Consider the following 23,780-nt stretch of genomic DNA (forward strand, 5'->3'; position numbering starts at 1 on the left):
TGCTACTATGAGTTATGTAGTTGAGATGTTGAATATTCGGAAAGAGTTTCCGGGTATCGTAGCCAACGATAATATTACCCTTACACTAAAAAAAGGGGAAATACATGCACTTCTAGGTGAAAACGGCGCAGGAAAGTCAACCCTGATGGGTGTTCTGTTTGGCATGTATCAGCCTGAACGAGGCTTAATAAAAGTAAATGGCAAAGAAGTGAAGATTACTAATCCTAATGTTGCAAACCGTTTGGGAATTGGGATGGTTCACCAGCACTTTAAGCTGGTTGATAACTTTACTGTAACAGAAAACATCATATTGGGCAGTGAGCCGCTTAAAGGCATGGTGCTCGATATTGATAAAGCTGCAAAAAGAATTGCAGAATTATCAAAGCATTACGGTTTGAATGTAGATCCTCATGCGAAAATCGAGGACATTTCAGTAGGTATGCAGCAAAGGGTAGAAATTTTGAAAATGCTTTATCGTGAAGCAGATGTACTGATTTTGGATGAGCCAACAGCTGTTCTTACACCGGCAGAAATCGATGAATTGATGAAAATCATGCGCAATCTTATTAATGAAGGTAAGTCTATTATTATTATCACTCATAAACTGAAGGAAATTAAGGCAGTTGCTGACCGCTGTACGGTAATCCGCCGCGGAAAAGGAATAGGCACTGTTAATGTGGCAGAATCGAGTGAGGCAAGTCTTGCCGAAATGATGGTCGGACGTCATGTCTCTTTCAAAGTGGATAAGAAAGAAAGTACTCCTGGTGAAGTGGTACTTAAAATAGATTCTTTATCAGTCAAGAACAATAGAAAAGTGATGGGTTTGAAGGACTTTTCATTGGAAGTCCGAGCTGGCGAAATAGTCGGTATTGCTGGTGTTGAAGGCAATGGACAGACAGAAATCGTAGAAGCAATCACTGGCTTAAGGAAAGCTGAGTCTGGGACAATTTTAATCAGTGGTGAAGAAATCACGAACCTTCCAATCCGTCAGCGGAATGAAAAAGGAATTAGCCACATTCCGGAAGACAGGCAAAAGCGCGGTCTTGTCTTGGATTACTCACTTGTATCAAATATGGTGCTTCAAATTTATAACAAGCAGCCTTTCTCTAAGCGCGGACTATTAAGTTTCCCTGCTATGAAAGCGTATGCTCAAAATATCATCGAAAACTTCGATGTGCGTTCAGGCGAAGGTGCTTCATCGATTGCCAGGACTCTTTCTGGAGGGAATCAACAGAAAGCAATCATCGGCAGAGAGCTCGAACTTGACCCTAAGCTCTTGATTGCAGTCCAGCCGACTCGTGGTTTGGATGTAGGTTCCATTGAATATATCCATAGAAGGATTATTGAGCATCGTGACAAAGGAAATGCAGTACTTCTTATTTCATTGGAGCTTGACGAGGTTCTGCAGCTTTCAGACCGTATCGCCATCGTGAATAATGGTGAGCTTGTAGGCGAGGTAATCGCTGCGGAAACAAATGAAAATGAAGTTGGTCTTATGATGGCAGGCGTGGCTAAGGAGAGAAGCATATGAGAAATACCATCGTATCATTAATATCTATTATTCTAGGTCTGGTGGCCGGTGGCATTTTGATGCTGTTCATCGGCAGCAATCCGATTGAAGGCTATTCCTACTTGCTTCAAGGAGCATTGAAAAACCTAGAGCGTATCGGTAATACTTTAGCAACAGCAACTCCTCTTATTTTCACTGGTTTGTCTGTTGCGTTTGCTTTCCGTACAGGTCTTTTTAACATTGGGGCATCAGGACAGATGCTGGTTGGGGGTCTTGCTGCTACAGCAGTTGCCTTGACTTTCGATTTATCCCGGCCAATCCTTCTTTTGGTCATGGTCCTTGCAGGTCTGGTAGCCGGCGGATTATGGGCTTTCGTTCCTGGTCTTCTCAAAGCGAAATTCAATGTTCATGAGGTTGTTTCGACGATCATGATGAACTGGATTGCTTACTGGACGATTTACTATGTGGTACCTGGTTACTTCAAAGGTGAATTCCTTGAGACAGAATCTAAGAAACTGGCAGAATCAGATACTCTGAGAACTCCATTTCTTACAGAAATGTTTGATGGATCTTATATTAACTTAGGTCTGTTTCTTGCAGTCATCGCAGTTATCATTATTGCCTTCATCATTGAAAAGACAACCCTTGGATTTGAGTTAAAGGCAGTTGGATTTAACAGATTCGCTGCGGAATATGCAGGTATGAAAGTTAACCGAAACATCATTCTTTCCATGTTGATTTCTGGTGCTCTTGCTGGAGTCGGCGGAGTAGCACTGTACACAGGAAATGCATCAAGCATTCAAATCGGTATACTGCCTGCGCAGGGTTACGATGGCATCGCGGTCGCTCTTCTCGGTGCAAATCATCCTGTGGGTGTATTCTTCGCGGCAGTGCTGTTCGGGATTCTTTACTCAGGTACTGGGTTCATGAATGCTATGACTGAAATTCCACCTGAATTGGCAAATACCATTATCGCGATCATCATTTATTTTGCTGCAACGAGTGTAATGATTGAACGTCTGCTGAATAAATTCAAGACGAGAAAATCAAACAAAGAAGATAAAAGTGGTCCTGTAGTCGAGAAGGGAGATTCATAAGATGTGGTCAATAATAGAGCAAATTTTTCCTTACGCGATTATCTTTACAATTCCTCTTCTTATTACGGCATTAGGCGGACTTTTTAGTGAAAGAAGCGGTATTGTTAATATTGCCCTTGAGGGATTAATGGTCATTGGTGCCTTTTCTGGCGCTTTGTCCATCCATTACCTGAACGGCGTATTGGACAACCACACATTGGTACTGTGGCTTGGATTGCTGGCTGCTGTAATTGCTGGTATACTTTTCTCCATCTTGCATGCATTTGCGAGCATTAATCTTAACGCAAACCAAATCATCAGTGGAACGGCAATTAATATGATTGCCACTGCCCTGACCGTTTTCCTGGCACGCAATATCACTGGAAGTGGAAACATAAGAATCTCAAGCGGTTTCTCTCCATCAAATGTTCCTTTTCTATCTGATATTCCAGTGATTGGAGATTTATTTTTCACAAAAACATATCCAACAACATGGTTTGTATTAGCTATTCTTTTCGTAAGTTCATTCGTTTTATATAAAACAAGGTTTGGTCTTCGTTTAAGATCATGTGGTGAATTCCCGCAGGCTGCTGAAGCAGCAGGAATTAATGTCAGGAAAGTCCGTTACAGCGGGGTGCTGATCTCTGGAGCTTTCGCCGGATTGGGCGGAGCCTTGATTATTGTCACGCAGTCAGGTGAATTCACAGGGACTGTTGCAGGACTGGGCTTCCTTGCACTGGCTTCCTTGATTTTCGGTCAGTGGAAACCGCTAGGCGTGCTGGCAGCGACATTATTTTTTGGATTTGCCAGTACGATTGCAAACGTCTCTCAAGTAATTCCTGAGCTGGCTGTTATCCCGCCGATCTTGTTAAAGATTTTCCCATATGTAGTGACACTGATCGCACTTGTTATATTCTCCAAGTCGTCACAAGCTCCAAAGGCTGTTGGAGAAACCTTTGACAGTGGAAAACGTTAAACTTTTATACTGTAAAAAGAGGTACCTGCTAAAGGTACCTCTTTTAATTCGGAGCTTGGATTTTATTCACTACATTAAAATATCATATGAAAATGCATATTCCTTTTAGAATAAATCTTCCATATGTGTTAATATAAAGGAAAAGTTTGCTAAAAATAATATCGTCAAGAGGGCATGCATATGAAACTATCATTATATATGGATGATCGTGAAACAGAAAAAATCTTTTCTTATTTACGCTGGATATTCTTGTTGGTAGGAATTATGGTATTTTATTTCCCCCCTCTGGCGGACAGGCTGAATTTCACCAAAGAAACCTTTCCCTTATTGCTGGCGATAGGATTTGTCTATATGGCCGTGACTCAGGTTGCTTTAATTAAAATGCCGGCGGGAAACGAGTATTTCAATTTGCTTACGAAAGCCGGAATCGTATTTGATTATATTGCGCTGATGTGGCTTCTTGCATTGACGAACGGAGTCTTGTCGCCGCTTTTTCCGATTGCTTATTTGGTTGTCATGCATGCGACAATCTACTGGAGGACGAAAGGGGCAATTCTATCCTCGATTTCGCTGACAGCAGGATACTCAACTATTTTTGCTTTACAGGCTCAATTCGATTTTAATACAACGTTTGTCTTTATTTTAAATCTTATTTTCATTTGGATCATAGGTGTGTTTGGGTCGTTAATCGTCATTCGTGAAAGGAAGCATTTGAGACAGAAGGAAATTTTTCATGAATTGATGTTCACTGATTACTTAACAGGCTTATACAATCATCGGCATTTCCAGGAACAACTAAGGATTATGACAAGCGTACAGCAGAATTTCCTGCTTGTCATGGGAGATATCGATCACTTTAAGCAAATCAACGACCATTTTGGCCATTTGACTGGAGATGAAATACTAAAAAATTTAGGTGGGATTTTTCGGGATCTGGCTGATGATTACGATGCACAGGCTTTCCGTTATGGTGGAGAAGAGTTTGCCTTTCTTTTGCCGGACACAGAGGAAAACAGGCAGATTTGCTTTTTTGATGACCTATATGGAAAGTTATCATCCGAGAAGTTTAGCAAAGAATGCATTAGTGTCACAATGAGCTTTGGGATTGCTGCTTCAAAAGCGGGAGTTTTGCCGGATAAACTCCTTGGTTACACAGACCAGCTTTTGTACAGGGCGAAAGCAAACGGGAAAAATCAGGTGAAATTTGAATCAGGATATACATATTATTATTCGAAAGCTAAAGAAGAAATAGCCGCTTCAAAGCAATAAAAGCTTCCCACTTGGGAAGCTTTTTCCGTATTGGCTGCCAATTCCTTGAATTAGCCTTAATGTCAAAGGTATAGTTAGAGTATATTTATTGGAATATTAAATATAGACTTCACAACGTATACATAACAGAGAAGAATGTTTTATTTTCATCAATGATGTGAAGAAGAATGATTGTAAGCAAGTCCTGGTGTTATAAATAAAGGAGGATTTCAATGGCTGTCATTTCAGAAAGTATCAAGGATATGAAAGGCTACAAGCTCCATATTGTTAAAACGGAAAAATTCAAGACGAATACAATTGTTTGGAAGATGAAGGCACCACTTACCAGTGAGGATGTAACAAAAAGGGCGCTTCTCCCTTATGTACTGCAAAGCAGCTCTAAGGCTTACCCTTCCACTTCAAAGTTTCGTTCCTACCTTGATGAGCTATACGGAGCAAATTTATATGTTGATGTATCAAAAAAGGGAGAATATCAGGTCATTAGTTTTTCATTAGAAATCGCCAATGAAAAATTCTTAAGCGATCGTGAACCTTTACTAAAAAAAGGATTGCAATTGATGGCGGAAATGTTGGTGAATCCGTTTGCAGACAATGAAGCTTTTGACAAAGAAACTGTCGAAAAGGAAAAGCGAACGTTAAAGCAGAGAATCCAGGCTGTCTATGATGATAAAATGAGATACTCTAATTTCAGGCTCGTCCAGGAAATGTGCAAGGATGAACCATACGAGCTCCATGTCAATGGCGAGATTGATGACATTCCGCAAATCGACGAGAAGAATCTCTATGAATACTATAATAAAGCCTTTGCAGAAGATGAGCTTGACTTGTTCATTATCGGAGATGTCGATGAGACAGAAGTACAGTCGATTGCCGAAGAACTCCTGCAATTTAGCCAGCGCACACCGAAACTCGTTGAGCCTGCTAAAGATGCCCATGTCGAAGAGAAAACTGTCAAGGATCAGGAGGATGTCAAACAAGGGAAGCTGAATATAGGCTACAGAACAAATGTACTTTATGGTGATAACGATTATTATGCTCTCCAGGTTTTCAACGGAATTTTTGGAGGCTTTTCACATTCCAAGCTTTTCTTGAATGTCCGGGAAAAAAATAGCCTTGCGTATTATGTCGCAAGCCGTCTTGAAAGCCATAAAGGTTTGATGATGGTTATGTCAGGCATTGAATTTGAAAATTTCGAGCTGGCTGTAAAAATAATCCGTGAACAAATGGAAGCAATGCAAGCAGGCGATTTTACTGACCAGGAAATCGAACAAACAAAGGCAGTGATTGAGAACCAAATGCTTGAAACAATGGATACAGCAAGAGGGATGGTAGAGGTCCTGTATCATAATGTTGTATCACGTCAAAATGTCAGCCTCGATGACTGGCTTCAGGGCATGAGTAAAACCACAAAAGAAGAAATCGTTGCTGTAGCCGAAAAGGTTCAGCTTGATACGGTCTACTTCTTAACTGGATTGGAGGCGGACAAATAATGGAGAAAATTACGTTTGAACAGCTTCAGGAAGAAATGTACTATGAAAAGCTGAATAATGGGCTTGATGTTTACATCCTTCCGAAAAAGGGCTTCAATAAAACATATGCTACTTTTACAACTAAATACGGGTCGATCGATAATCACTTCCTTCCGCCGGGAAAGGATGATTATGTTAAGGTGCCCGATGGCATCGCTCATTTCCTTGAGCATAAATTGTTTGAAAAGGAAGATGGGGACGTGTTCCAGCAGTTCAGCAAACAGGGTGCTTCTGCGAACGCATTCACATCCTTCACGAGGACGGCTTATTTGTTCTCCAGCACTTCCAATGTGGAGAAAAACCTGGAAACGTTGATTGACTTTGTTCAGGAACCATATTTTACAGAGAAGACAGTTGATAAAGAAAAGGGAATCATCGGGCAAGAGATCACGATGTATGATGACAACCCTGATTGGAGATTGTATTTTGGGCTGATCCAGAATATGTATAAGAACCATCCAGTAAGCATTGATATCGCAGGTACAATCGAATCAATTTCCCATATCACGAAAGATATGCTGTATGAATGCTATGAAACCTTTTACCATCCAAGCAATATGTTATTGTTCGTAGTTGGTCAAGTTAACCCTGATGAAATCATGGGCTTAATAAAAGAGAACCAGGGGAAGAAGGAATACAAAAACAAGCCAGAAATCAAGCGGGTATTTGATGAGGAACAGGCAGGGGTTGCTGAAAAGAAACAGGTTCTGAAAATGAATGTCCAAACGTCCAAGTGTCTTGTTGGCATCAAGGCGGCCGATCCAACTGAATCAGGCAAGCAGATGCTGAAAAAAGAGCTGTCAATCAATGTGATGCTTGATATTCTTTTTGGGAAAAGTTCTGAAAACTACACCGAGTTATATGGTTCAGGCTTAATCGATGATACGTTCTCATACGATTATACCGAGGAGCAAGGCTTTGGTTTTGCAATGGTTGGCGGTGATACAAATGAGCCTGATGTCCTTGCCAGCAAATTAGAAGCCATGCTGTTGGATGCAAAAGCCGGCCGGGGATTGACAGATGACAATCTCGAAAGAACAAAAAAGAAAAAAATAGGAGCTTTCCTAAGGGCTGTTAATTCGCCAGAGTATATTGCAAACCAGTTCACACGCTATGCATTCAATGAAATGGATCTGTTTGATGTTGTGCCGGTACTTGAAAGCCTTACACTGGAGGACATTAAGCAGGCTGCCAACAATTTAATTGCCGAAGAGAGATTCACGGTTTGTCAGGTAGTACCAAAGGAAAAGAAATAACACACGATTCAATAAGATGTGCGCCGGTCATTACCGGCGCATTATTTAATGAAGCTGGAGAGGAAGAACATGAAGAAATTCGCGCTCGTAACAGGAGCAAGTGGAGCGATTGGCAGGGCAATATCCATTAAGCTTGCATCAGAAGGTTATTCGTTATACCTGCACTATAATCAAAATGAAAATGGAATGAAAGAACTTATTGACCAGATTGAACAGTTTGGCGGTGAGTATATTCCAATCAAGGCTAATTTGGCATCAAAATTAGGTTACTTGGAATTAGCTGCAAACATCTTTTCACTTGATGCGATTGTACATAACGCAGGCAATGCTTTATACGGTCTTGTTGAAGACTTAGAGGAAAATGATGTAGAGGAACTTATACAGATTCACGTCACATCTCCGCTGATGCTGACAAAAAAGCTTATTCCCAAATTAAGGGCCAAGGGAAGCGGAAGTATCGTCATCGTGTCGTCGATATGGGGACAGACAGGCGCGTCCTATGAAGTAGCCTACTCGACTGTGAAGGGAGCCCAAATAGCCTTCGCCAAAGCCCTGAGCAAAGAGCTGGCAAGCTCCAAGGTCAGGGTGAATGCCGTAGCTCCAGGTGCCATTCAAACCCCAATGGTTGAAGGATTCACACACGAGGAGATTGAGGGCATAATCGAACAAATTCCTTCAGGGCGTTTAGGGTCAGCTGAAGAAGTAGCTAGTAGTGTGGAATTCCTGTTATCTGAAAAGTCCTCCTATATAACTGGCCAAGTCCTGGCAGTGAATGGTGGCTGGCTGACGTGACGGACATGTGACAATTTTTCAAAACATGTATTGTAATGAATAATAATTGTCGTACGTATGCAAAATAACCTTGTACTATTTTAGACAAGGAGGTTGTCAATATGTCCGTATTGGATAGTTGGAATCAGTGGAAGGATTTCTTGGGAGACCGCCTTCATCAGGCGCAGGACCAGGGAATGAATAAAGAAGTTATGGGAGACCTTGCCTATCAGATCGGGGATTATCTTGCTCAGAACGTCGATCCGAAAAATGAGCAGGAAAGAGTCCTTTCAGACCTTTGGTCAGTTGCAAGCCCGGAAGAACAGCATGCCATCGCTACAATGATGGTTAAACTTGTACAGAACAACGGCACTAAATAATGTGTAAGATTTAAGAGAGGACATCTAAAATCCTCTCTTTTTTTATTGTCCTTTCGTTCAATTAGAAACATATACCCGGCTTTTTTTTACTTTTAACTTCTGGCTTGTTTTTCCTTTCATCTTCCTTGAAAATCATATAATATAGTAGCTAGATATTTGATGTCAAAATGTGTCGCAATCAAGTGACCTTATAGCAGAGGAGGAGAACGATGGAAAAGAAAGAATGGTACTTGGAATATGAAATAATGATTAACCGTCCAGGACTGCTAGGTGATATATCCTCTTTGCTTGGTATGCTGTCAATCAATATTGTTACGATCAATGGAGTCGATGAAGGTAGACGCGGTCTATTGATCCTTGCGAAAGATGATGACCAAATTGAGCGTTTAGAGTCAATTTTGAATACTATGGATACAATAAGGGTAATTAAAATCCGTGAACCTAAGCTTCGTGATCGAATGGCGGTCAGACACGGCAGGTATATACAGCGAGACGCAGATGATAAAAAAACATTCCGGTTTGTAAGGGATGAGCTTGGACTACTTGTCGATTTTATGGCAGAATTGTTTAAGCAGGAGGGGCACAAGCTGATTGGGATTCGCGGGATGCCGCGAGTTGGCAAGACAGAATCGGTGGTGGCTTCAAGTGTTTGTGCAAATAAACGCTGGTTGTTTGTTTCTTCCACTTTATTAAAACAAACAATCCGTAATCAATTGATTGAAGATGAATACAATGCAGAAAACCTATTTATCATTGACGGTATCGTTTCCACAAGGAGGGCTAATGAAAAGCACTGGCAGCTTGTCAGAGAGATTATGCGCCTGCCTGCGGTGAAGGTTGTGGAACACCCGGATATTTTTGTCCAAAATACAGAATATACAATGGAAGATTTTGATTATATTATTGAACTTCGCAATAATCCAGATGAAGAAATCGTTTATGACATGGTTCAGAAGAATCACATGTTCACCGATTCTGATTTTGGAGGATTTGATTTTTAACAGTATTGGAAGGTGTTATCGTGACTGAGTTAGGAAATATATTAAAGGAAGCACGTGAAGCTAAGGGCCTCAGCCTGGACGAACTGCAGTCCATCACGAAAATACAGAAGCGCTACCTTCTAGGCATCGAAGAGGGTAATTATTCAATGATGCCAGGAAAGTTTTATGTCCGTGCATTCATTAAACAATATGCTGAAGCTGTCGGCCTTGATCCGGAACAGCTGTTTGAGCAGCACAAAAGTGAAATTCCATCTACATACAACGAAGAATTGCCTGACCAGCTTTCCCGCGTTCAGTCGAGGAAAAGCATTTCTCCTGAGACATCTAGGATCTTGAATATCCTTCCAAAGATATTGATAGTAGTATTTATAATAGGTGCATTCGCCTTAGTATGGTATCTGATTGTCAAGAATGCAAGTGACGATATAAAGGATCCCGTGACGACAGGCAAGGAGACAAAGGTAGAAGAACCTGCCGAGATCGTAGATGATACTGATACAGAAGATGAAAATAATGGCGAAGAAGCGTCTGAGGAAGAACCAGCCGAAGAGGAAGCTGAGCCTGATACACCTGCACAGGAGCTTTCAGTCTTATCGAACAGCGGCAAGAACACTGTTTATGAGTTGAAGAATACAGACAAGTTTGTCGTGAAGGTTGTTTCTTTAGGCAGGACATGGGTCAGTGTGAAAAATGGGGCAGGCAAGACTTATTTTGGAGAAGAGTTGAATAAAGATGTTAAAGCCAGCGAGACTGCTGACCTGACAAACGATACTCAGGCTTTGATCAGAATCGGCTTTGCTCCAGAAACAGAAATATACGTAAATGATCAGAAGCTGGAATATGCAATTTCCCCTTCAGATGTTACGACACAAAATATAACCATCAATTTTGTTAAGTAAAGTTTAAGCCAATTGCCCGTATGGACTATTGTTTATACGGGCTAAAATTATACTAGGCATTTTTAATGAAGATTTATACATATTGGATATAATGAAGGAAGTCATACTAATGGCTTTGCAATTTTGCACCTTGGAGGAAAAGAATATGAATTTGCCAAATAAGATTACGGTTTCACGAATTTTATTGATACCGTTATTCATGATTATCATGATTGTTCCGTTTTCATGGGGGGAAATCTCCCTGCTTGGTACGACCATGCCGGTCACTCATTTTGTAGGAGCTTTAATCTATATTTTTGCGTCTGTGACAGACTGGGTTGACGGTTATCTTGCGCGTAAGCACAATTTAGTAACTAATCTAGGGAAATTTCTTGACCCTCTGGCGGATAAACTGCTTGTTTCTTCTGCATTGATTGTGTTGGTTGAACTGGGGTATGCCCCAGCATGGATCGTCATCATTATTATCAGCCGAGAGTTTGCGGTGACAGGACTTCGTTTATTGCTAGCAGGCGGTGGTGAGGTTGTTGCAGCGAAAATGCCTGGCAAAATTAAAATGTGGGCACAAACAGTGGCAATTTCCGCGCTGTTGCTGCACAATATCATTTTTGAAGCATTCTCTATCCCGTTTGCAGATATTGCATTATGGGTGGCGATGTTCTTTACAATTTGGTCTGGATGGGATTACTTCGCTAAAAATATGCAAGTATTCCGTAATTCCAAATAATTGATTTTGTCAGGGGGACAAGATATGAATGCAGAGATCATTGCTGTGGGATCTGAATTGCTTCTCGGGCAAATCGTCAATACAAACGCCAGATTCCTTTCCAGGCAGCTTGCCGATTTGGGAATCAATGTTTACTATCATACTGTCGTTGGGGATAATCCGGAAAGATTGAAGGTCGCAATGGAAATCGCCCAGAAACGGGCAGAGCTCATTATCTTTACAGGCGGATTGGGACCTACAAAAGATGACCTTACAAAAGATACAATTGCCGGACAGCTTGGAAAGCAGCTCGTTCTTGATGAAGAAGCGATGAGGTCCATCGAACTGTATTTCGAAAAAACGAACAGGTTAATGACTGAAAATAACAGGAAACAAGCTCTCGTGATCGAGGGATCCACCATTCTGAAAAATGAACATGGCATGGCTCCGGGAATGTTCCTGGCAACAGCAGACAACAAGTTCATGCTTCTCCCGGGACCACCGTCCGAAATGGAGCCAATGTTTCTGAAATATGGCCAGCCGGCTATAGAGGGCATGACCGGCAATCAGTCTAAAATTGAATCGAGGGTCCTGCGGTTCTTTGGAATCGGAGAGGCAGCCCTGGAAACGAAAATAGTAGATTTGATTGACCAGCAGAGCAACCCAACCATCGCCCCTTTGGCTGGTGACGGTGAAGTTACACTGAGGCTTACGGCGAGGGATGATCCCAAAGACACTGCACAAGCGTTGATTGATAGAGTGGAAGCAGAAATCATGGACAGAGTCGGTGAGTATTTTTATGGTTACGACGAAACTTCGTTAATGATCGAGCTTTCGAGACTATTGAAAAACAAAAACTTGACCTTATCAGCGGCTGAAAGCCTGACAGGCGGAATGTTCCAGCAGGAATTGACTTCAATCTCCGGTGCAAGCAGCCTTTTCAAAGGCGGCTTAGTTTGTTACTCGAATGAAGCGAAGATAGGACTTGTAAAGGTTAATCCGGAAACAATTGAGAATTATGGGGCCGTAAGCGGTGAATGTGCGGAAGAGCTGGCAATGAATGCTGCAGCGCTTACCAACTCTGACATCGGCATCAGTTTTACCGGAGTGGCTGGTCCCGACAGCCTTGAAGGTCATCCTCCAGGGACAGTATTTATCGGCCTCCACGTAGAAGGCCAACCAGTCCATTCAGAAAAACTAAGCCTGAGTGGCTCCCGAACAGCGATTAGGAAGAGGGCTGTAAAGTTTGGCTGTCAGATCATAATTAATAGATTATCAGGAACACGGAAGTGATGAACTTCCGTGTTTTATTTTTAAATGTTGCATTATCCCGTTCTTAAATAGTAAGTTTTCTTGCGAAAATTCTGTTTTAAAGGGTATAGTCTGCTTGAAAACTGGTGAATCATCCGGGTAAAATTCAATTTTCTTAATTTCCTGTGTTCTAAAAAAAACGAATAAATGTTCGATTTTTTAATAGACAAACACCCGGGAAAAAGGTATAGTAATAGTAGGCTTTAAATAAGAGATTTGCGGCCAAGCAGTATGCTGGTTCGTTTTTATATAATAAGGAGGAATTTGAGTGAGTGATCGTCAAGCTGCCTTAGATATGGCGTTAAAACAGATTGAAAAGCAATTTGGTAAAGGCTCAGTTATGAAATTAGGAGAGAAGACAGACACAAAGATTTCTACTTCTCCTAGTGGATCCCTTGCATTGGATGTCGCACTGGGAATAGGCGGATATCCTCGCGGGCGGGTTGTTGAAATCTACGGACCTGAAAGTTCAGGTAAAACGACTGTTGCGCTTCATGCAATTGCAGAAGTACAGGCAAATGGCGGTCAGGCGGCATTCATTGACGCCGAACATGCTCTGGACCCTGTATATGCACAGAAGCTTGGTGTAAATATCGATGAACTTCTTCTTTCCCAGCCAGACACAGGAGAACAGGCTTTGGAAATCGCAGAAGCACTTGTGCGAAGTGGAGCAATTGATATTATTGTTGTTGACTCCGTTGCAGCTCTTGTTCCTAAGGCTGAAATTGAAGGTGAGATGGGTGATGCCCATGTCGGTCTTCAGGCTCGTTTAATGTCCCAGGCATTACGTAAGCTTTCCGGTGCGATCAACAAGTCTAAGACTATTGCAATCTTCATTAACCAGATTCGTGAAAAAGTTGGCGTTATGTTCGGTAACCCTGAAACTACACCAGGAGGCCGTGCATTGAAGTTCTATTCAAGCGTGCGTCTTGAAGTACGCCGTGCAGAAACATTGAAGCAGGGTAATGACATGGTTGGTAACAAAACAAGGATTAAAGTTGTTAAGAACAAGGTAGCTCCTCCGTTCCGTACAGCAGAAGTGGATATCATGTATGGTGAAGGGATTTCCCAAGAGGGAGAAATCATCGACATGGGTTCAGATCTTGATATCGTCGATAAGAGCGGTTCATGGTATTCCTATAATGGTGAGCGTCTTGGTCAGGGAAGGGAAAATGCGAAGCTTTTCCTTAAAGAGAATCCGTCCATTCGTCTTGAAGTCAAACAGAAGATCCGTAATCACTATGGTCTTGATGGCGAGTTCACTGTGACTGAAACTGATGAAGACCAGGAAGAACTCAAGTTGGATTAATAGATTATCTATGCTTATGATCAAGGTCTCCTGAAAGCCAGGAGACCTTGTTTTTGTGTTAAACAGTGAAAATTCCGGATTGAAAATCAACAGAAACCATTCCAAAAATAAGAATTGATTGAATAATTAATCTAACCAATAGAATCCTTATAGGACAAACCCTTGACAATAAAATTTGACAGCTTTACAATTAAAAATGTATATTTTACATTTTCATGGTATTAAAAACGTTTAAAAGCATTTGAGCTGTATATTGATGCTTGTAACAATGTACATGCCGACACTTTAAAAAACGTAACACAAGTTCATAGCAAGAGGAGGTGAAAATGATGGATCTAATTATTTCAATCATCTCCATTTTGCTTGGCCTATTCGTCGGTGCAGTTGTTGGCTATTTTTATCGTAAATCCGTTGCGGAAGCAAAAATTGCAGGTGCCAAAAACGCCGCAGAACAAATTGTTGAAGATGCGAAGCGTGAAGCAGAGGCTATGAAAAAAGAATCCCTGCTGGAGGCTAAGGATGAAAATCACAAACTGCGTTCAGAAGCAGAGCGTGAAATTCGTGAACGAAGAAATGAACTGCAAAAACAAGAAAATCGTTTATTGCAAAAAGAGGAGAATCTTGATCGTAAAGATGAGTCGTTGAACAAACGTGAGAATCTTTTAGAGAAAAAAGATGACGCTCTTTCCAAAAGACAACAGCATATTGAAGAGATGGAAAGCAAAGTGGACGAGATGGTACGAAATCAGCAGACTGAACTAGAACGCATCTCGGGCTTAACGCGTGATGAGGCTAAATCCATCATTTTGGAGCGAACTGAGCAAGAACTTGCTCACGACATTGCACTAATGATTAAGGAAAACGAAAACAGGGCGAAAGAAGAATCCGATAAGAAAGCGAAAGAAGTACTTTCACTGGCCATTCAAAGATGTGCAGCAGATCATGTTGCTGAAACGACTGTATCAGTCGTAAATCTTCCGAATGATGAAATGAAAGGGCGTATTATCGGTCGTGAGGGACGGAATATCCGCACCCTGGAAACGTTGACGGGAATCGATCTCATTATTGATGACACTCCGGAAGCCGTTATCCTTTCTGGATTTGACCCAATCAGACGTGAAACAGCCCGTCTAGCTCTAGAAAAGCTTGTCCAGGATGGACGTATTCATCCGGCTCGAATTGAAGAAATGGTTGAGAAAGCGCGCCGTGAAGTAGATGAACACATTCGTGAGGTTGGGGAACAGACTACCTTCGAAGTGGGAGTACACGGACTGCATCCAGATCTTATTAAAATTCTTGGCCGCTTGAAATATCGTACAAGTTACGGACAGAATGTACTTAAGCATTCTATGGAAGTAGCCCAATTGTCCGGATTGCTTGCCGCAGAGCTAGGTGAAGATGAGACATTAGCTCGCCGCGCAGGACTCCTGCATGACATCGGAAAGGCGATTGACCATGAGGTAGAAGGAAGCCACGTTGAAATCGGCGTGGAGCTGGCTACTAAGTATAAGGAACATCCTGTTGTTATCAACAGCATTGCTTCCCACCATGGTGATACTGAGCCAACTTCGATCATTGCAGTACTTGTTGCTGCTGCTGATGCATTGTCAGCTGCAAGGCCTGGTGCCCGCAGCGAAGCGCTTGAAAACTATATCCGCCGTCTTGAAAGGCTGGAAGAGATTTCTGAATCCTATGAAGGAGTCGAAAAATCATTCGCAATTCAGGCGGGTAGAGAAATCAGGATCATGGTTAAGCCTGATCAAATCGATGACTTGCAGGCACACCGCCTCGCACGTGATATTCGAAAGAAAATCGAGGAAGAGCTCGATTATCCTGGACATATCAAAGTTACAGTCATCCGTGAGACACGGGCAGTTGAATATGCAAAATAAAGCGGTGCTTCGGCGCCGCTTTTTATATTGGCCGGTAAGTTCTTTTCCGATGGTTTTCATCTAATCTGGATGTTATGGTACAATTTTAACAATGGATGTTTTACAGGTGTTAAAGGTTCGGGGCTTTTATTTTGGGCGCTCACAAGAATTGGTGCTTAATACTAATGTGTTTGAGAAAAAGAGCCACGCCAAATATTTAAATTATAGACAGGAAAGTGAATGCAATGAGAATTTTATTCGTAGGGGATGTTGTAGGTTCCCCGGGCAGGGATATGATTACGGAATACCTGCCAAAGCTAAAGGGGAAATTTCGCCCGACTGTTACAATTATAAATGGTGAGAATGCAGCGAGCGGTAAAGGGATTACCGAAAAGATTTATCGGCAGTTTCTTGAACAGGGTGCCCAGGCGGTAACTCTAGGAAACCATGCATGGGATAATCGTGATATTTTTGAATTCATTGATAATGCTAAATATCTGGTCAGGCCCGCGAATTTTCCTGAAGAAGTACCTGGAAAAGGGATCGTTTATCTAAAGATCAACCAGGAAGAACTGGCAATCATCAATTTGCAGGGACGTACTTTCTTGACGCCACTTGATTGTCCATTTAAAAAAGCAGACGAATTGATAGAGGAAGCAAGAAAGCGCACATCCCTCATTTTCGTAGATTTCCATGCAGAGGCAACTAGCGAAAAGCAGGCCATGGGCTGGTATCTTGATGGAAGAGTTTCTGCTGTAGTAGGAACACATACTCATGTTCAGACGGCAGATGAACGGATTTTGCCATCTGGTACAGCTTACCTGACTGATGTAGGCATGACCGGGCCGTATGATGGAATATTGGGAGTAGAAAAAGAAGCGGTGCTTAGAAGGTTCATGACAAGTCTCCCAACGCGATTCGAAGTGGCCAAGGATGGAAGAAATCAACTATCAGCAGTATTGATAGATTTGGACAAGAAGACTGGCAAAGCAGTGAAAATTCAAAAGATCCTTGTTAATGAAGACCATCCTTTTTTTGACTAGAATATATGGATAACCTTTAAGGCTGCAGGTGGACTCTTTGAGTTTTTCTGCAGTCTATTATTTTGCGCAAAATAGGTTATTGGATATATAAAGCTGCAAATGGCTATCTTTCTGAACGATACCCTTATGAAGAGGAAAGAGTCCGCATAAGGATACGATACTGCCCGAACGATACCCTTATGAAGAGGAAAGAGTCCGCATAAGGATACGATACTGCCCGAACGATACCCTTATGAAGAGGAAAGAGTCCGCATAAGGATACGATACTGCCCGAACGATACCACTTATGAAGTGGGAAAGGCCTTCAAAAGGATACAATACTGCCCGAATGATACTCTTATGAAGAGGGGAAGGTCCGTTGAAGGGTCCGATCAACCCCGCAATCAGCCTCACACAGAACCATACCAAACAAAACATTGTCTTCACTTACAGTGCTTTTTTTTAGTGAAGGTCATATGTGGGCTTCTTCCTGAATATAGTAGCAGTGGAACAGACTAAACTGGATGTCCACTTAAGACGTCCAGGACGGGATAAATAAGGAGGAGCCAGGAATGGAGATATTAAAAGTTTCAGCAAAATCTAATCCTAATTCTGTAGCTGGTGCGCTTGCTGGAGTACTGCGCGAAAGAGGTGGCGCAGAAATTCAGGCTATCGGGGCGGGTGCATTGAATCAGGCCGTTAAGGCAGTAGCGATCGCAAGAGGGTTCGTAGCACCTAGCGGAGTCGATTTAATTTGCATCCCGGCATTTACTGATATCCTGATTGATGGCGAAGAACGGACAGCCATTAAATTGATTGTTGAACCCAGATGAAAGCGTAAGCGCTATAGATAGATTAGCACTCTAAAGAATTTTCAATAGTCACTTTCAGCCTGTTTGCTATTGCAAGCAGGTTTATTTCATTGAATGGAGTATTATGAATGTAAAGAGGAGGTATATTTGTGAAAATCTATGACGCTCATTGCGATGTTCTATATAAATTATTCATGGACCCAACGCTTGATTTTGCCAAATCCCCTGAACTGCAAGTCAATCTTGAACGGCTGAAGGCATCGTCTACTAAAGTCCAATTATTTGCCATCTATGTACCTGAATCAGTGCACCCTGATCTGAAATTTGAAGCAGCACTGCGAATGGCGGACTTATTTTATGAAAAAGTCTTAAGGCCTCACCCTCAAATCAAGCTGATTATTGACAAGGTGGACATAGACCTTCTTGCTGATGATGAAATTGGTGCAGTACTGACCCTGGAAGGTTGTGATGCGATTGGGCAGGATTTATTGAAATTACGAACTTTGCTGAGACTTGGAGTTCGGTCTGTAGGATTAACGTGGAACTTTGGGAATTATGTGGCTGATGGTGCCATGGAGGAACGGGGAGCGGGACTATCAAGATTTGGACGTCAGGTCGTCCAGCTGCTGAATGAAACCAGAACAGTCTGCGATGTCTCACACTTATCTGAACAGGGCTTCTGGGATGTAATGGAAGCAGCTGACCGGGTATTCGCATCCCATTCAAACTGTTACTCACTTTGCCGCCATCCCCGCAATCTTAACGATAATCAGATCAAAGCGCTGATTGGCCGAGATTCAGTCATTGGTGTTACCTTTGTGCCGGAATTCTTATCAGGTAAAAAGAATTCTGCTTCGATAGAAGATGTCATCCGCCATCTTGATCACATTTGTTCTCTAGGGGGAGAAAATCATGTGGGATTTGGATCTGATTTTGATGGAATTGAATTCACGGTAAAAAATCTCAATGGTAACGAACAATATGAAAATCTGTGGAACGAATTGCAAAAATATTATTCTGATATACAAGTGAGTAAGTTCCTATATGGGAATATGGCCGCCAGATTATCTGTGCAAAGATCGTAAATTCCATGAAGACAGCGAATTTCTGTATAGTAATCGAAGGGTTGCGGATTAAGAAACTTATAATATTTTAATAAATAAAAAAATATTCATATTTTCGTCAATAATTATTCTTAAAGGGTTGCTTTTTTATTCACATAGGTCTAGAATTGTAAGCGTTTAGTACCATCCATTTGCTAGATTTCAGCATGAAGTGCGAGATATAAACCGCTTAATTCTAGTGAATTACTTGGAAAAGTGCTACACTTAATAACGAAGCGTTTTTACATATTTTTTTACGTATCTAAAGGGGTGTAAGAGATGATCAATCAACTTTCATGGAAAGTTGGCGGACAGCAGGGAGAAGGAATTGAATCTACCGGGGAAATTTTCTCTATTGCATTGAACCGTCTAGGCTACTACTTGTATGGCTACCGTCACTTTTCATCACGTATCAAGGGCGGACATACAAATAACAAGATTCGAGTGAGCACTACAGAGGTTCGATCTATTTCTGACGATTTAGATATTCTTGTAGCTTTCGATCAGGAAACGATCGATGTAAACTACCAAGAATTGCATGAGAATGGCGTAATTATTGCTGATGCGAAGTTTGGCCCAAAAAAGCCTGAGGACACTCAAGCTGCGATGTATGCGGTTCCATTCACGGAAATGGCTACTGAATTGGGAACATCTCTTATGAAAAACATGGTTGCCATCGGTGCGACTAGTGCAATTTTAGATTTGGATATCCAGGTATTCGAAGAAGTCGTCAAGGAAATTTTCGGACGCAAAGGACAACAAGTTGTCGATAAAAATATGGAAGCCATCAAAGCTGGCTACGAATATACGAAAGAACAATTAGGCGGCGCTGAGACAATGCAGCTTGAAAAGGCTGATGGACAGAAACGGATGTTCATGATTGGCAATGATGCAATCGCTCTTGGAGCAGTAGCAGCAGGATGCCGCTTCATGGCTGCATATCCGATCACGCCTGCTTCAGAAATCATGGAATATCTGATCAAGAAACTTCCTGCTCTTGGCGGGACAGTTATCCAGACCGAAGATGAAATCGCTGCTGTCACTATGACAATCGGCGCTAACTATGGCGGCGTACGTGCCATAACAGCTTCTGCTGGACCAGGTCTTTCATTGAAGATGGAAGCAATCGGGCTTTCAGGTATCACGGAAACACCGCTTGTCATTGTTGATACACAGCGTGGCGGCCCATCAACGGGACTTCCTACAAAACAGGAACAGTCAGATTTAATGGCAATGATTTATGGAACTCACGGTGAGATTCCTAAAATCGTCTTTGCTCCAAGTACTGTTCAGGAAGCATTCTATGATGCAGCAGAAGCATTCAACCTTGCTGAGGAATATCAGTGTCCTGTCATTATGCTGACTGACCTGCAATTATCTTTAGGAAAGCAGACAGTTGAACCGCTTGAGTTTGATAAAGTAGAAATCCGCCGCGGTAAATTGGCTACAGAAGCTCTTCCTGAAATTGATAACAAAGGCTACTTCAAGCGTTATGAAGTAACTGAAGATGGCGTTTCACCACGTGTTATCCCAGGAATGAAGAACGGTATCCACCATGTTACTGGTGTAGAGCATGATGAAACAGGAAAACCTTCAGAATCTGCTGCCAACCGTATTGCGCAAATGGATAAGCGTATGCGTAAAATCAGTAATCTGAAGTTCAATACGCCTATCCATAAGAATGCTCCGCATGAGGAAGCTGATCTGTTGATTGTAGGTTTCAACTCTACAAGAGGTGCAATTGAAGAGGCAATGGGAAGACTTGAGAAGGATGGCCTGAAAGTAAACCATGCACATGTGCGCCTGGTACATCCATTCCCGGCTGATGAGATGATGCAGCTTGTACAATCTGCAAAGAAAGTTGCAGTTATTGAAAATAATGCGACTGGACAGCTGGCAAACATCATGAAGATGAATGTTGGAAGTCATGAGAAGATCCATAAGATCCTCAAGTATGACGGAAACCCATTCTTGCCGCAGGAAGTCCACACAAAATGCAAGGAGTTGTTCTAGGATGGCGACTTTTAAAGAATTTCGCAATAATGTAAAACCAAACTGGTGCCCTGGCTGTGGCGACTTCTCTGTACAGGCAGCCATGCAGCGTGCTGCTGCTAATGTGGGTTTAGAGCCTGAAGACCTGGCTGTAATCTCTGGTATCGGCTGTTCAGGCCGAATCTCCGGATATATTAACTCATATGGTTTCCACGGAATCCATGGCCGTGCGCTTCCTATTGCGCAAGGAGTTAAGATGGCTAACCGTGATTTAACTGTTATCGCTTCTGGTGGTGACGGAGACGGATTCGCAATCGGTATGGGACATACAGTCCATGCGATCCGCCGTAACATCAATATCACTTACATTGTCATGGACAACCAGATTTATGGTCTGACAAAGGGACAAACTTCCCCTCGTTCGGCTGCTGGCTTCAAGACAAAATCAACTCCTGCAGGTTCTATCGAGCAGGCCATTTCCCCAATGGAATTGGCTTTGACAGCTGGAGCTACTTTCGTGGCACAAAGCTTCTCAACAGACCTGAAAGACTTGACTGCACTGATCGAGGCTGGAATCAAGCATGAAGGTTTCTCTTTAATCAACGTATTCAGCCCTTGTGTAACTTACAACAAGGTAAACACATACGACTGGTTCAAGGAAAACTTGACAAAACTTGGCGACATTGAAGGATATGATCCTTCAAACCGCGAAGCAGCAATGCAGACATTGATGCAGCACAATGGTCTTGTTACTGGATTGATTTATCAAAATACAGAGCGTAAATCTTATCAGGAACTAGTCAGCGGTTATTCTGAAACTCCGCTATCTCAAGCTGACCTTAAGCTAGATCAAGATCACTTTGATAAGCTAGTTGCTGAATTCATGTAATACAACAAATCCGGAAATCAAGCCGGAATGAAATAAAACCCCAATCGACCAGGATTGGGGTTTTGTTATTATTATAAAATGCTGTTTTTGTAAAGATTGTTGTTGAAATCCTAAAACCGTTTTTAACGTTATAGAAGGTCAGTTTGCAGGTCGGTATTCAGTTTGCATGCTCTTTTCTCACAAAAACAGTCAACTTTGCGAAAAAAATAGGTTATTCACTCCTATTTTGTTGTCAATAGCAACGAAGTTTGAGAAAAGTGCCTTATAAAATAAATCCGATTGCTAGAATTAGTGACAAGCATCACTACAAAATAATAAACTGTTAGGTAATATAATTTATTAAGTCGGCTTTTTTTACCAGGAAAGCTGTATTTCCAGTGCCTGCTATTGTGTTCATTGATTGAAGAGTTTATACTATTATAATGTGTATATTTTATATTTTCAGGGTGAAATATAGCCCTTTTAAAAGTAGAAAGCAGAACTGTTTGTGAACCTAGCACGGGCACCAGGCTCTATCAATCTGCCTGCTCGCTTTCTAATGAAAGGAGATCTATAATGAACGAGAATCAACGCTTGGAAGGACAACAAGTACAAACTGGAAGTTCTTCGGACAAAAAATCCAGCAAGGATTACAGCAAGTACTTTGAAACAGTATATACAGCTCCTTCCCTGAAGGATGCAAAAAAACGCGGCAAGGAAGAAGTCCAGTATCATAAGGACTTCGACATCCCTGAACAATTCATTGGTATGGGACAAGGGCGCAAATTCTATATCCGCACTTATGGGTGCCAGATGAATGAGCACGACACAGAAGTCATGGCAGGTATTTTCCTTGGTCTTGGCTATGAACCTACTGACAGTGTAGAGGACGCGAATGTCATCCTCTTGAACACTTGCGCAATCAGGGAAAATGCTGAGAACAAGGTGTTCGGTGAACTTGGACATCTAAAGCATCTTAAAAGAGAAAAGCCTGATCTTCTATTGGGAGTTTGCGGCTGCATGTCCCAGGAAGAATCCGTCGTTAACAAAATTCTAAAAACGTATAACCAGGTTGATATGATTTTTGGTACGCATAATATTCATCGCCTGCCACATATTCTCCAGGAAGCATACATGTCCAAAGAAATGGTTGTAGAAGTTTGGTCTAAGGAAGGGGACGTAATCGAAAACCTTCCTAAGGTGCGCAAAGGCAATATTAAGGCATGGGTAAACATTATGTATGGCTGTGATAAATTCTGCACATACTGCATCGTCCCTTATACACGAGGCAAAGAACGCAGCCGCCGTCCTGAGGATATCATCCAGGAAGTCCGTCAGCTTGCTGCCCAGGGCTACCAGGAAATTACCCTTCTTGGCCAGAATGTAAACGCCTATGGAAAAGACTTGGCAGATATGAAATACGGTCTTGGTGACTTAATGGATGAAATCCGTAAAATCGATATCCCGCGGATTCGGTTTACAACCAGCCACCCGCGTGATTTTGATGATCACTTGATTGAAGTGCTGGCAAAGGGCGGTAACCTGATGGACCATATCCATCTTCCAGTACAATCAGGATCTACTGATGTATTGAAAATCATGGCCCGGAAGTACACTCGGGAACAATATCTCGAACTTGTCCGCAAAATCAAAGCAGCAATTCCTAATGTTACATTGACTACGGATATTATTGTAGGTTACCCGAACGAGACGGATGAGCAGTTCGAGGAAACAATGTCACTTGTCCGTGAAGTTGGCTATGAAGCAGCCTATACATTCATTTACTCTCCAAGGGAGGGAACACCTGCAGCTAAAATGCAGGATAATGTACCAATGGAAGTGAAAAAAGAGCGCCTTCAGCGCCTGAATGCACTTGTGAATGAGCAATCCGCACAGTCTATGAAGAAATATCAGGACCAGATTGTTGAGGTCCTGGTAGAGGGCGAAAGCAAAAACAATCCAGATGTTCTTGCAGGTTATACAAGCAAGTTGAAACTTGTCAATTTTGTAGGACCTAAAACGGCAATCGGCAAAATCGTCAGGGTAAAGATTACTGATGCAAAAACATGGTCTTTAAACGGGGAAATGGTAGAAGAAATACAACCAGTTGAGGTGAACTAAG

20 protein-coding genes are annotated in these 23,780 nt (G+C 42.0%); all 20 read left to right on the forward strand.

The window, feature by feature from the left end:
* Positions 1 to 7: 7 nt before the first annotated feature.
* The 20 genes from J7E32_RS00620 (at position 8) to miaB (ending at position 23,779) form a co-directional block, all read left to right on the forward strand.
* Positions 8 to 1,531: an ABC transporter ATP-binding protein gene (locus tag J7E32_RS00620; protein ID WP_214902136.1), complete on the forward strand. Its 1,524-nt coding sequence runs from the start codon at positions 8 to 10 to the stop codon at positions 1,529 to 1,531.
* A complete protein-coding gene (locus tag J7E32_RS00625; RefSeq protein WP_214902139.1) occupies positions 1,528 to 2,607 on the forward strand; it encodes an ABC transporter permease in 1,080 nt (359 codons plus the stop codon). Before J7E32_RS00620 ends, J7E32_RS00625 begins: the two co-directional genes overlap by 4 nt.
* A 1-nt stretch (position 2,608) precedes the next feature.
* Complete coding sequence (locus tag J7E32_RS00630; protein WP_214902141.1) at positions 2,609 to 3,562, forward strand: ABC transporter permease; 954 nt, start codon at positions 2,609 to 2,611, stop codon at positions 3,560 to 3,562.
* Positions 3,563 to 3,742: 180 nt separating this feature from the next.
* Positions 3,743 to 4,831 (forward strand): GGDEF domain-containing protein, encoded by a 1,089-nt coding sequence (locus J7E32_RS00635; protein WP_214902143.1) that lies wholly within the window; start codon positions 3,743 to 3,745, stop codon positions 4,829 to 4,831.
* 212 nt (positions 4,832 to 5,043) lie between these two features.
* Positions 5,044 to 6,321, forward strand: a complete 1,278-nt coding sequence (gene yfmF / locus J7E32_RS00640) for an EF-P 5-aminopentanol modification-associated protein YfmF (protein WP_214902145.1) — start codon at positions 5,044 to 5,046, stop codon at positions 6,319 to 6,321.
* Positions 6,321 to 7,616, forward strand: a complete 1,296-nt coding sequence (gene yfmH, locus J7E32_RS00645) for an EF-P 5-aminopentanol modification-associated protein YfmH (RefSeq protein ID WP_214902147.1) — start codon at positions 6,321 to 6,323, stop codon at positions 7,614 to 7,616. Before yfmF ends, yfmH begins: the two co-directional genes overlap by 1 nt.
* A gap of 69 nt (positions 7,617 to 7,685) precedes the next feature.
* Positions 7,686 to 8,408, forward strand: coding sequence for an elongation factor P 5-aminopentanone reductase (gene ymfI, locus J7E32_RS00650; RefSeq protein ID WP_214902149.1), 723 nt, complete (start codon positions 7,686 to 7,688; stop codon positions 8,406 to 8,408).
* 101 nt (positions 8,409 to 8,509) lie between these two features.
* Positions 8,510 to 8,767, forward strand: coding sequence for a DUF3243 domain-containing protein (locus tag J7E32_RS00655; RefSeq protein ID WP_214902152.1), 258 nt, complete (start codon positions 8,510 to 8,512; stop codon positions 8,765 to 8,767).
* Between the two features lie 209 nt (positions 8,768 to 8,976).
* A complete protein-coding gene (locus tag J7E32_RS00660; RefSeq protein ID WP_214902154.1) occupies positions 8,977 to 9,768 on the forward strand; it encodes a DUF3388 domain-containing protein in 792 nt (263 codons plus the stop codon).
* A gap of 20 nt (positions 9,769 to 9,788) precedes the next feature.
* Entirely contained in the window at positions 9,789 to 10,667 is an 879-nt protein-coding gene (locus J7E32_RS00665; protein WP_214902156.1) for a helix-turn-helix domain-containing protein, read from the forward strand.
* 145 nt (positions 10,668 to 10,812) lie between these two features.
* Positions 10,813 to 11,391, forward strand: a complete 579-nt coding sequence (gene pgsA, locus J7E32_RS00670; RefSeq protein ID WP_214902158.1) for a CDP-diacylglycerol--glycerol-3-phosphate 3-phosphatidyltransferase — start codon at positions 10,813 to 10,815, stop codon at positions 11,389 to 11,391.
* 24 nt (positions 11,392 to 11,415) lie between these two features.
* A complete protein-coding gene (locus J7E32_RS00675; protein ID WP_214902160.1) occupies positions 11,416 to 12,663 on the forward strand; it encodes a competence/damage-inducible protein A in 1,248 nt (415 codons plus the stop codon).
* 286 nt (positions 12,664 to 12,949) lie between these two features.
* Positions 12,950 to 13,990: a recombinase RecA gene (gene recA / locus J7E32_RS00680; protein ID WP_041966664.1), complete on the forward strand. Its 1,041-nt coding sequence runs from the start codon at positions 12,950 to 12,952 to the stop codon at positions 13,988 to 13,990.
* A gap of 329 nt (positions 13,991 to 14,319) precedes the next feature.
* Positions 14,320 to 15,882 carry a ribonuclease Y gene (gene rny, locus J7E32_RS00685; protein ID WP_483297589.1) on the forward strand — a complete coding sequence of 521 codons (1,563 nt, stop codon included), beginning with the start codon at positions 14,320 to 14,322 and terminating at the stop codon, positions 15,880 to 15,882.
* 224 nt (positions 15,883 to 16,106) lie between these two features.
* Positions 16,107 to 16,904 carry a TIGR00282 family metallophosphoesterase gene (locus J7E32_RS00690; protein ID WP_214902596.1) on the forward strand — a complete coding sequence of 266 codons (798 nt, stop codon included), beginning with the start codon at positions 16,107 to 16,109 and terminating at the stop codon, positions 16,902 to 16,904.
* A 551-nt stretch (positions 16,905 to 17,455) separates the two neighbouring features.
* Positions 17,456 to 17,716 carry a stage V sporulation protein SpoVS gene (gene spoVS, locus J7E32_RS00695; protein ID WP_010193268.1) on the forward strand — a complete coding sequence of 87 codons (261 nt, stop codon included), beginning with the start codon at positions 17,456 to 17,458 and terminating at the stop codon, positions 17,714 to 17,716.
* Positions 17,717 to 17,844: 128 nt separating this feature from the next.
* Positions 17,845 to 18,780, forward strand: a complete 936-nt coding sequence (locus tag J7E32_RS00700; RefSeq protein ID WP_214902164.1) for a dipeptidase — start codon at positions 17,845 to 17,847, stop codon at positions 18,778 to 18,780.
* Positions 18,781 to 19,077: 297 nt separating this feature from the next.
* Positions 19,078 to 20,811, forward strand: a complete 1,734-nt coding sequence (locus J7E32_RS00705; RefSeq protein WP_214902167.1) for a 2-oxoacid:acceptor oxidoreductase subunit alpha — start codon at positions 19,078 to 19,080, stop codon at positions 20,809 to 20,811.
* Between the two features lies 1 nt (position 20,812).
* Entirely contained in the window at positions 20,813 to 21,679 is an 867-nt protein-coding gene (locus J7E32_RS00710; protein WP_214902170.1) for a 2-oxoacid:ferredoxin oxidoreductase subunit beta, read from the forward strand.
* A 555-nt stretch (positions 21,680 to 22,234) separates the two neighbouring features.
* Positions 22,235 to 23,779 carry a tRNA (N6-isopentenyl adenosine(37)-C2)-methylthiotransferase MiaB gene (gene miaB, locus J7E32_RS00715; protein ID WP_214902173.1) on the forward strand — a complete coding sequence of 515 codons (1,545 nt, stop codon included), beginning with the start codon at positions 22,235 to 22,237 and terminating at the stop codon, positions 23,777 to 23,779.
* Position 23,780 lies beyond the last annotated feature (1 nt).

This window comes from Bacillus sp. ISL-55 (assembly GCF_018613155.1).
GTDB lineage: Bacteria > Bacillota > Bacilli > Bacillales > Cytobacillaceae > Mesobacillus.

Coding starts and splice junctions, on each gene's coding strand:
- J7E32_RS00625 (WP_214902139.1), top strand. CDS start 1,528: ATGAGAAATACCATCGTATCATTAATATCTATTATTCTAGGTCTGGTG.
- ymfI (WP_214902149.1), top strand. CDS start 7,686: ATGAAGAAATTCGCGCTCGTAACAGGAGCAAGTGGAGCGATTGGCAGG.
- J7E32_RS00675 (WP_214902160.1), top strand. CDS start 11,416: ATGAATGCAGAGATCATTGCTGTGGGATCTGAATTGCTTCTCGGGCAA.
- J7E32_RS00655 (WP_214902152.1), top strand. CDS start 8,510: ATGTCCGTATTGGATAGTTGGAATCAGTGGAAGGATTTCTTGGGAGAC.
- J7E32_RS00620 (WP_214902136.1), top strand. CDS start 8: ATGAGTTATGTAGTTGAGATGTTGAATATTCGGAAAGAGTTTCCGGGT.
- J7E32_RS00690 (WP_214902596.1), top strand. CDS start 16,107: ATGAGAATTTTATTCGTAGGGGATGTTGTAGGTTCCCCGGGCAGGGAT.
- rny (WP_483297589.1), top strand. CDS start 14,320: ATGGATCTAATTATTTCAATCATCTCCATTTTGCTTGGCCTATTCGTC.
- pgsA (WP_214902158.1), top strand. CDS start 10,813: ATGAATTTGCCAAATAAGATTACGGTTTCACGAATTTTATTGATACCG.
- J7E32_RS00710 (WP_214902170.1), top strand. CDS start 20,813: ATGGCGACTTTTAAAGAATTTCGCAATAATGTAAAACCAAACTGGTGC.
- yfmH (WP_214902147.1), top strand. CDS start 6,321: ATGGAGAAAATTACGTTTGAACAGCTTCAGGAAGAAATGTACTATGAA.
- yfmF (WP_214902145.1), top strand. CDS start 5,044: ATGGCTGTCATTTCAGAAAGTATCAAGGATATGAAAGGCTACAAGCTC.
- J7E32_RS00635 (WP_214902143.1), top strand. CDS start 3,743: ATGAAACTATCATTATATATGGATGATCGTGAAACAGAAAAAATCTTT.
- spoVS (WP_010193268.1), top strand. CDS start 17,456: ATGGAGATATTAAAAGTTTCAGCAAAATCTAATCCTAATTCTGTAGCT.
- J7E32_RS00705 (WP_214902167.1), top strand. CDS start 19,078: ATGATCAATCAACTTTCATGGAAAGTTGGCGGACAGCAGGGAGAAGGA.
- miaB (WP_214902173.1), top strand. CDS start 22,235: ATGAACGAGAATCAACGCTTGGAAGGACAACAAGTACAAACTGGAAGT.
- J7E32_RS00630 (WP_214902141.1), top strand. CDS start 2,609: ATGTGGTCAATAATAGAGCAAATTTTTCCTTACGCGATTATCTTTACA.
- J7E32_RS00660 (WP_214902154.1), top strand. CDS start 8,977: ATGGAAAAGAAAGAATGGTACTTGGAATATGAAATAATGATTAACCGT.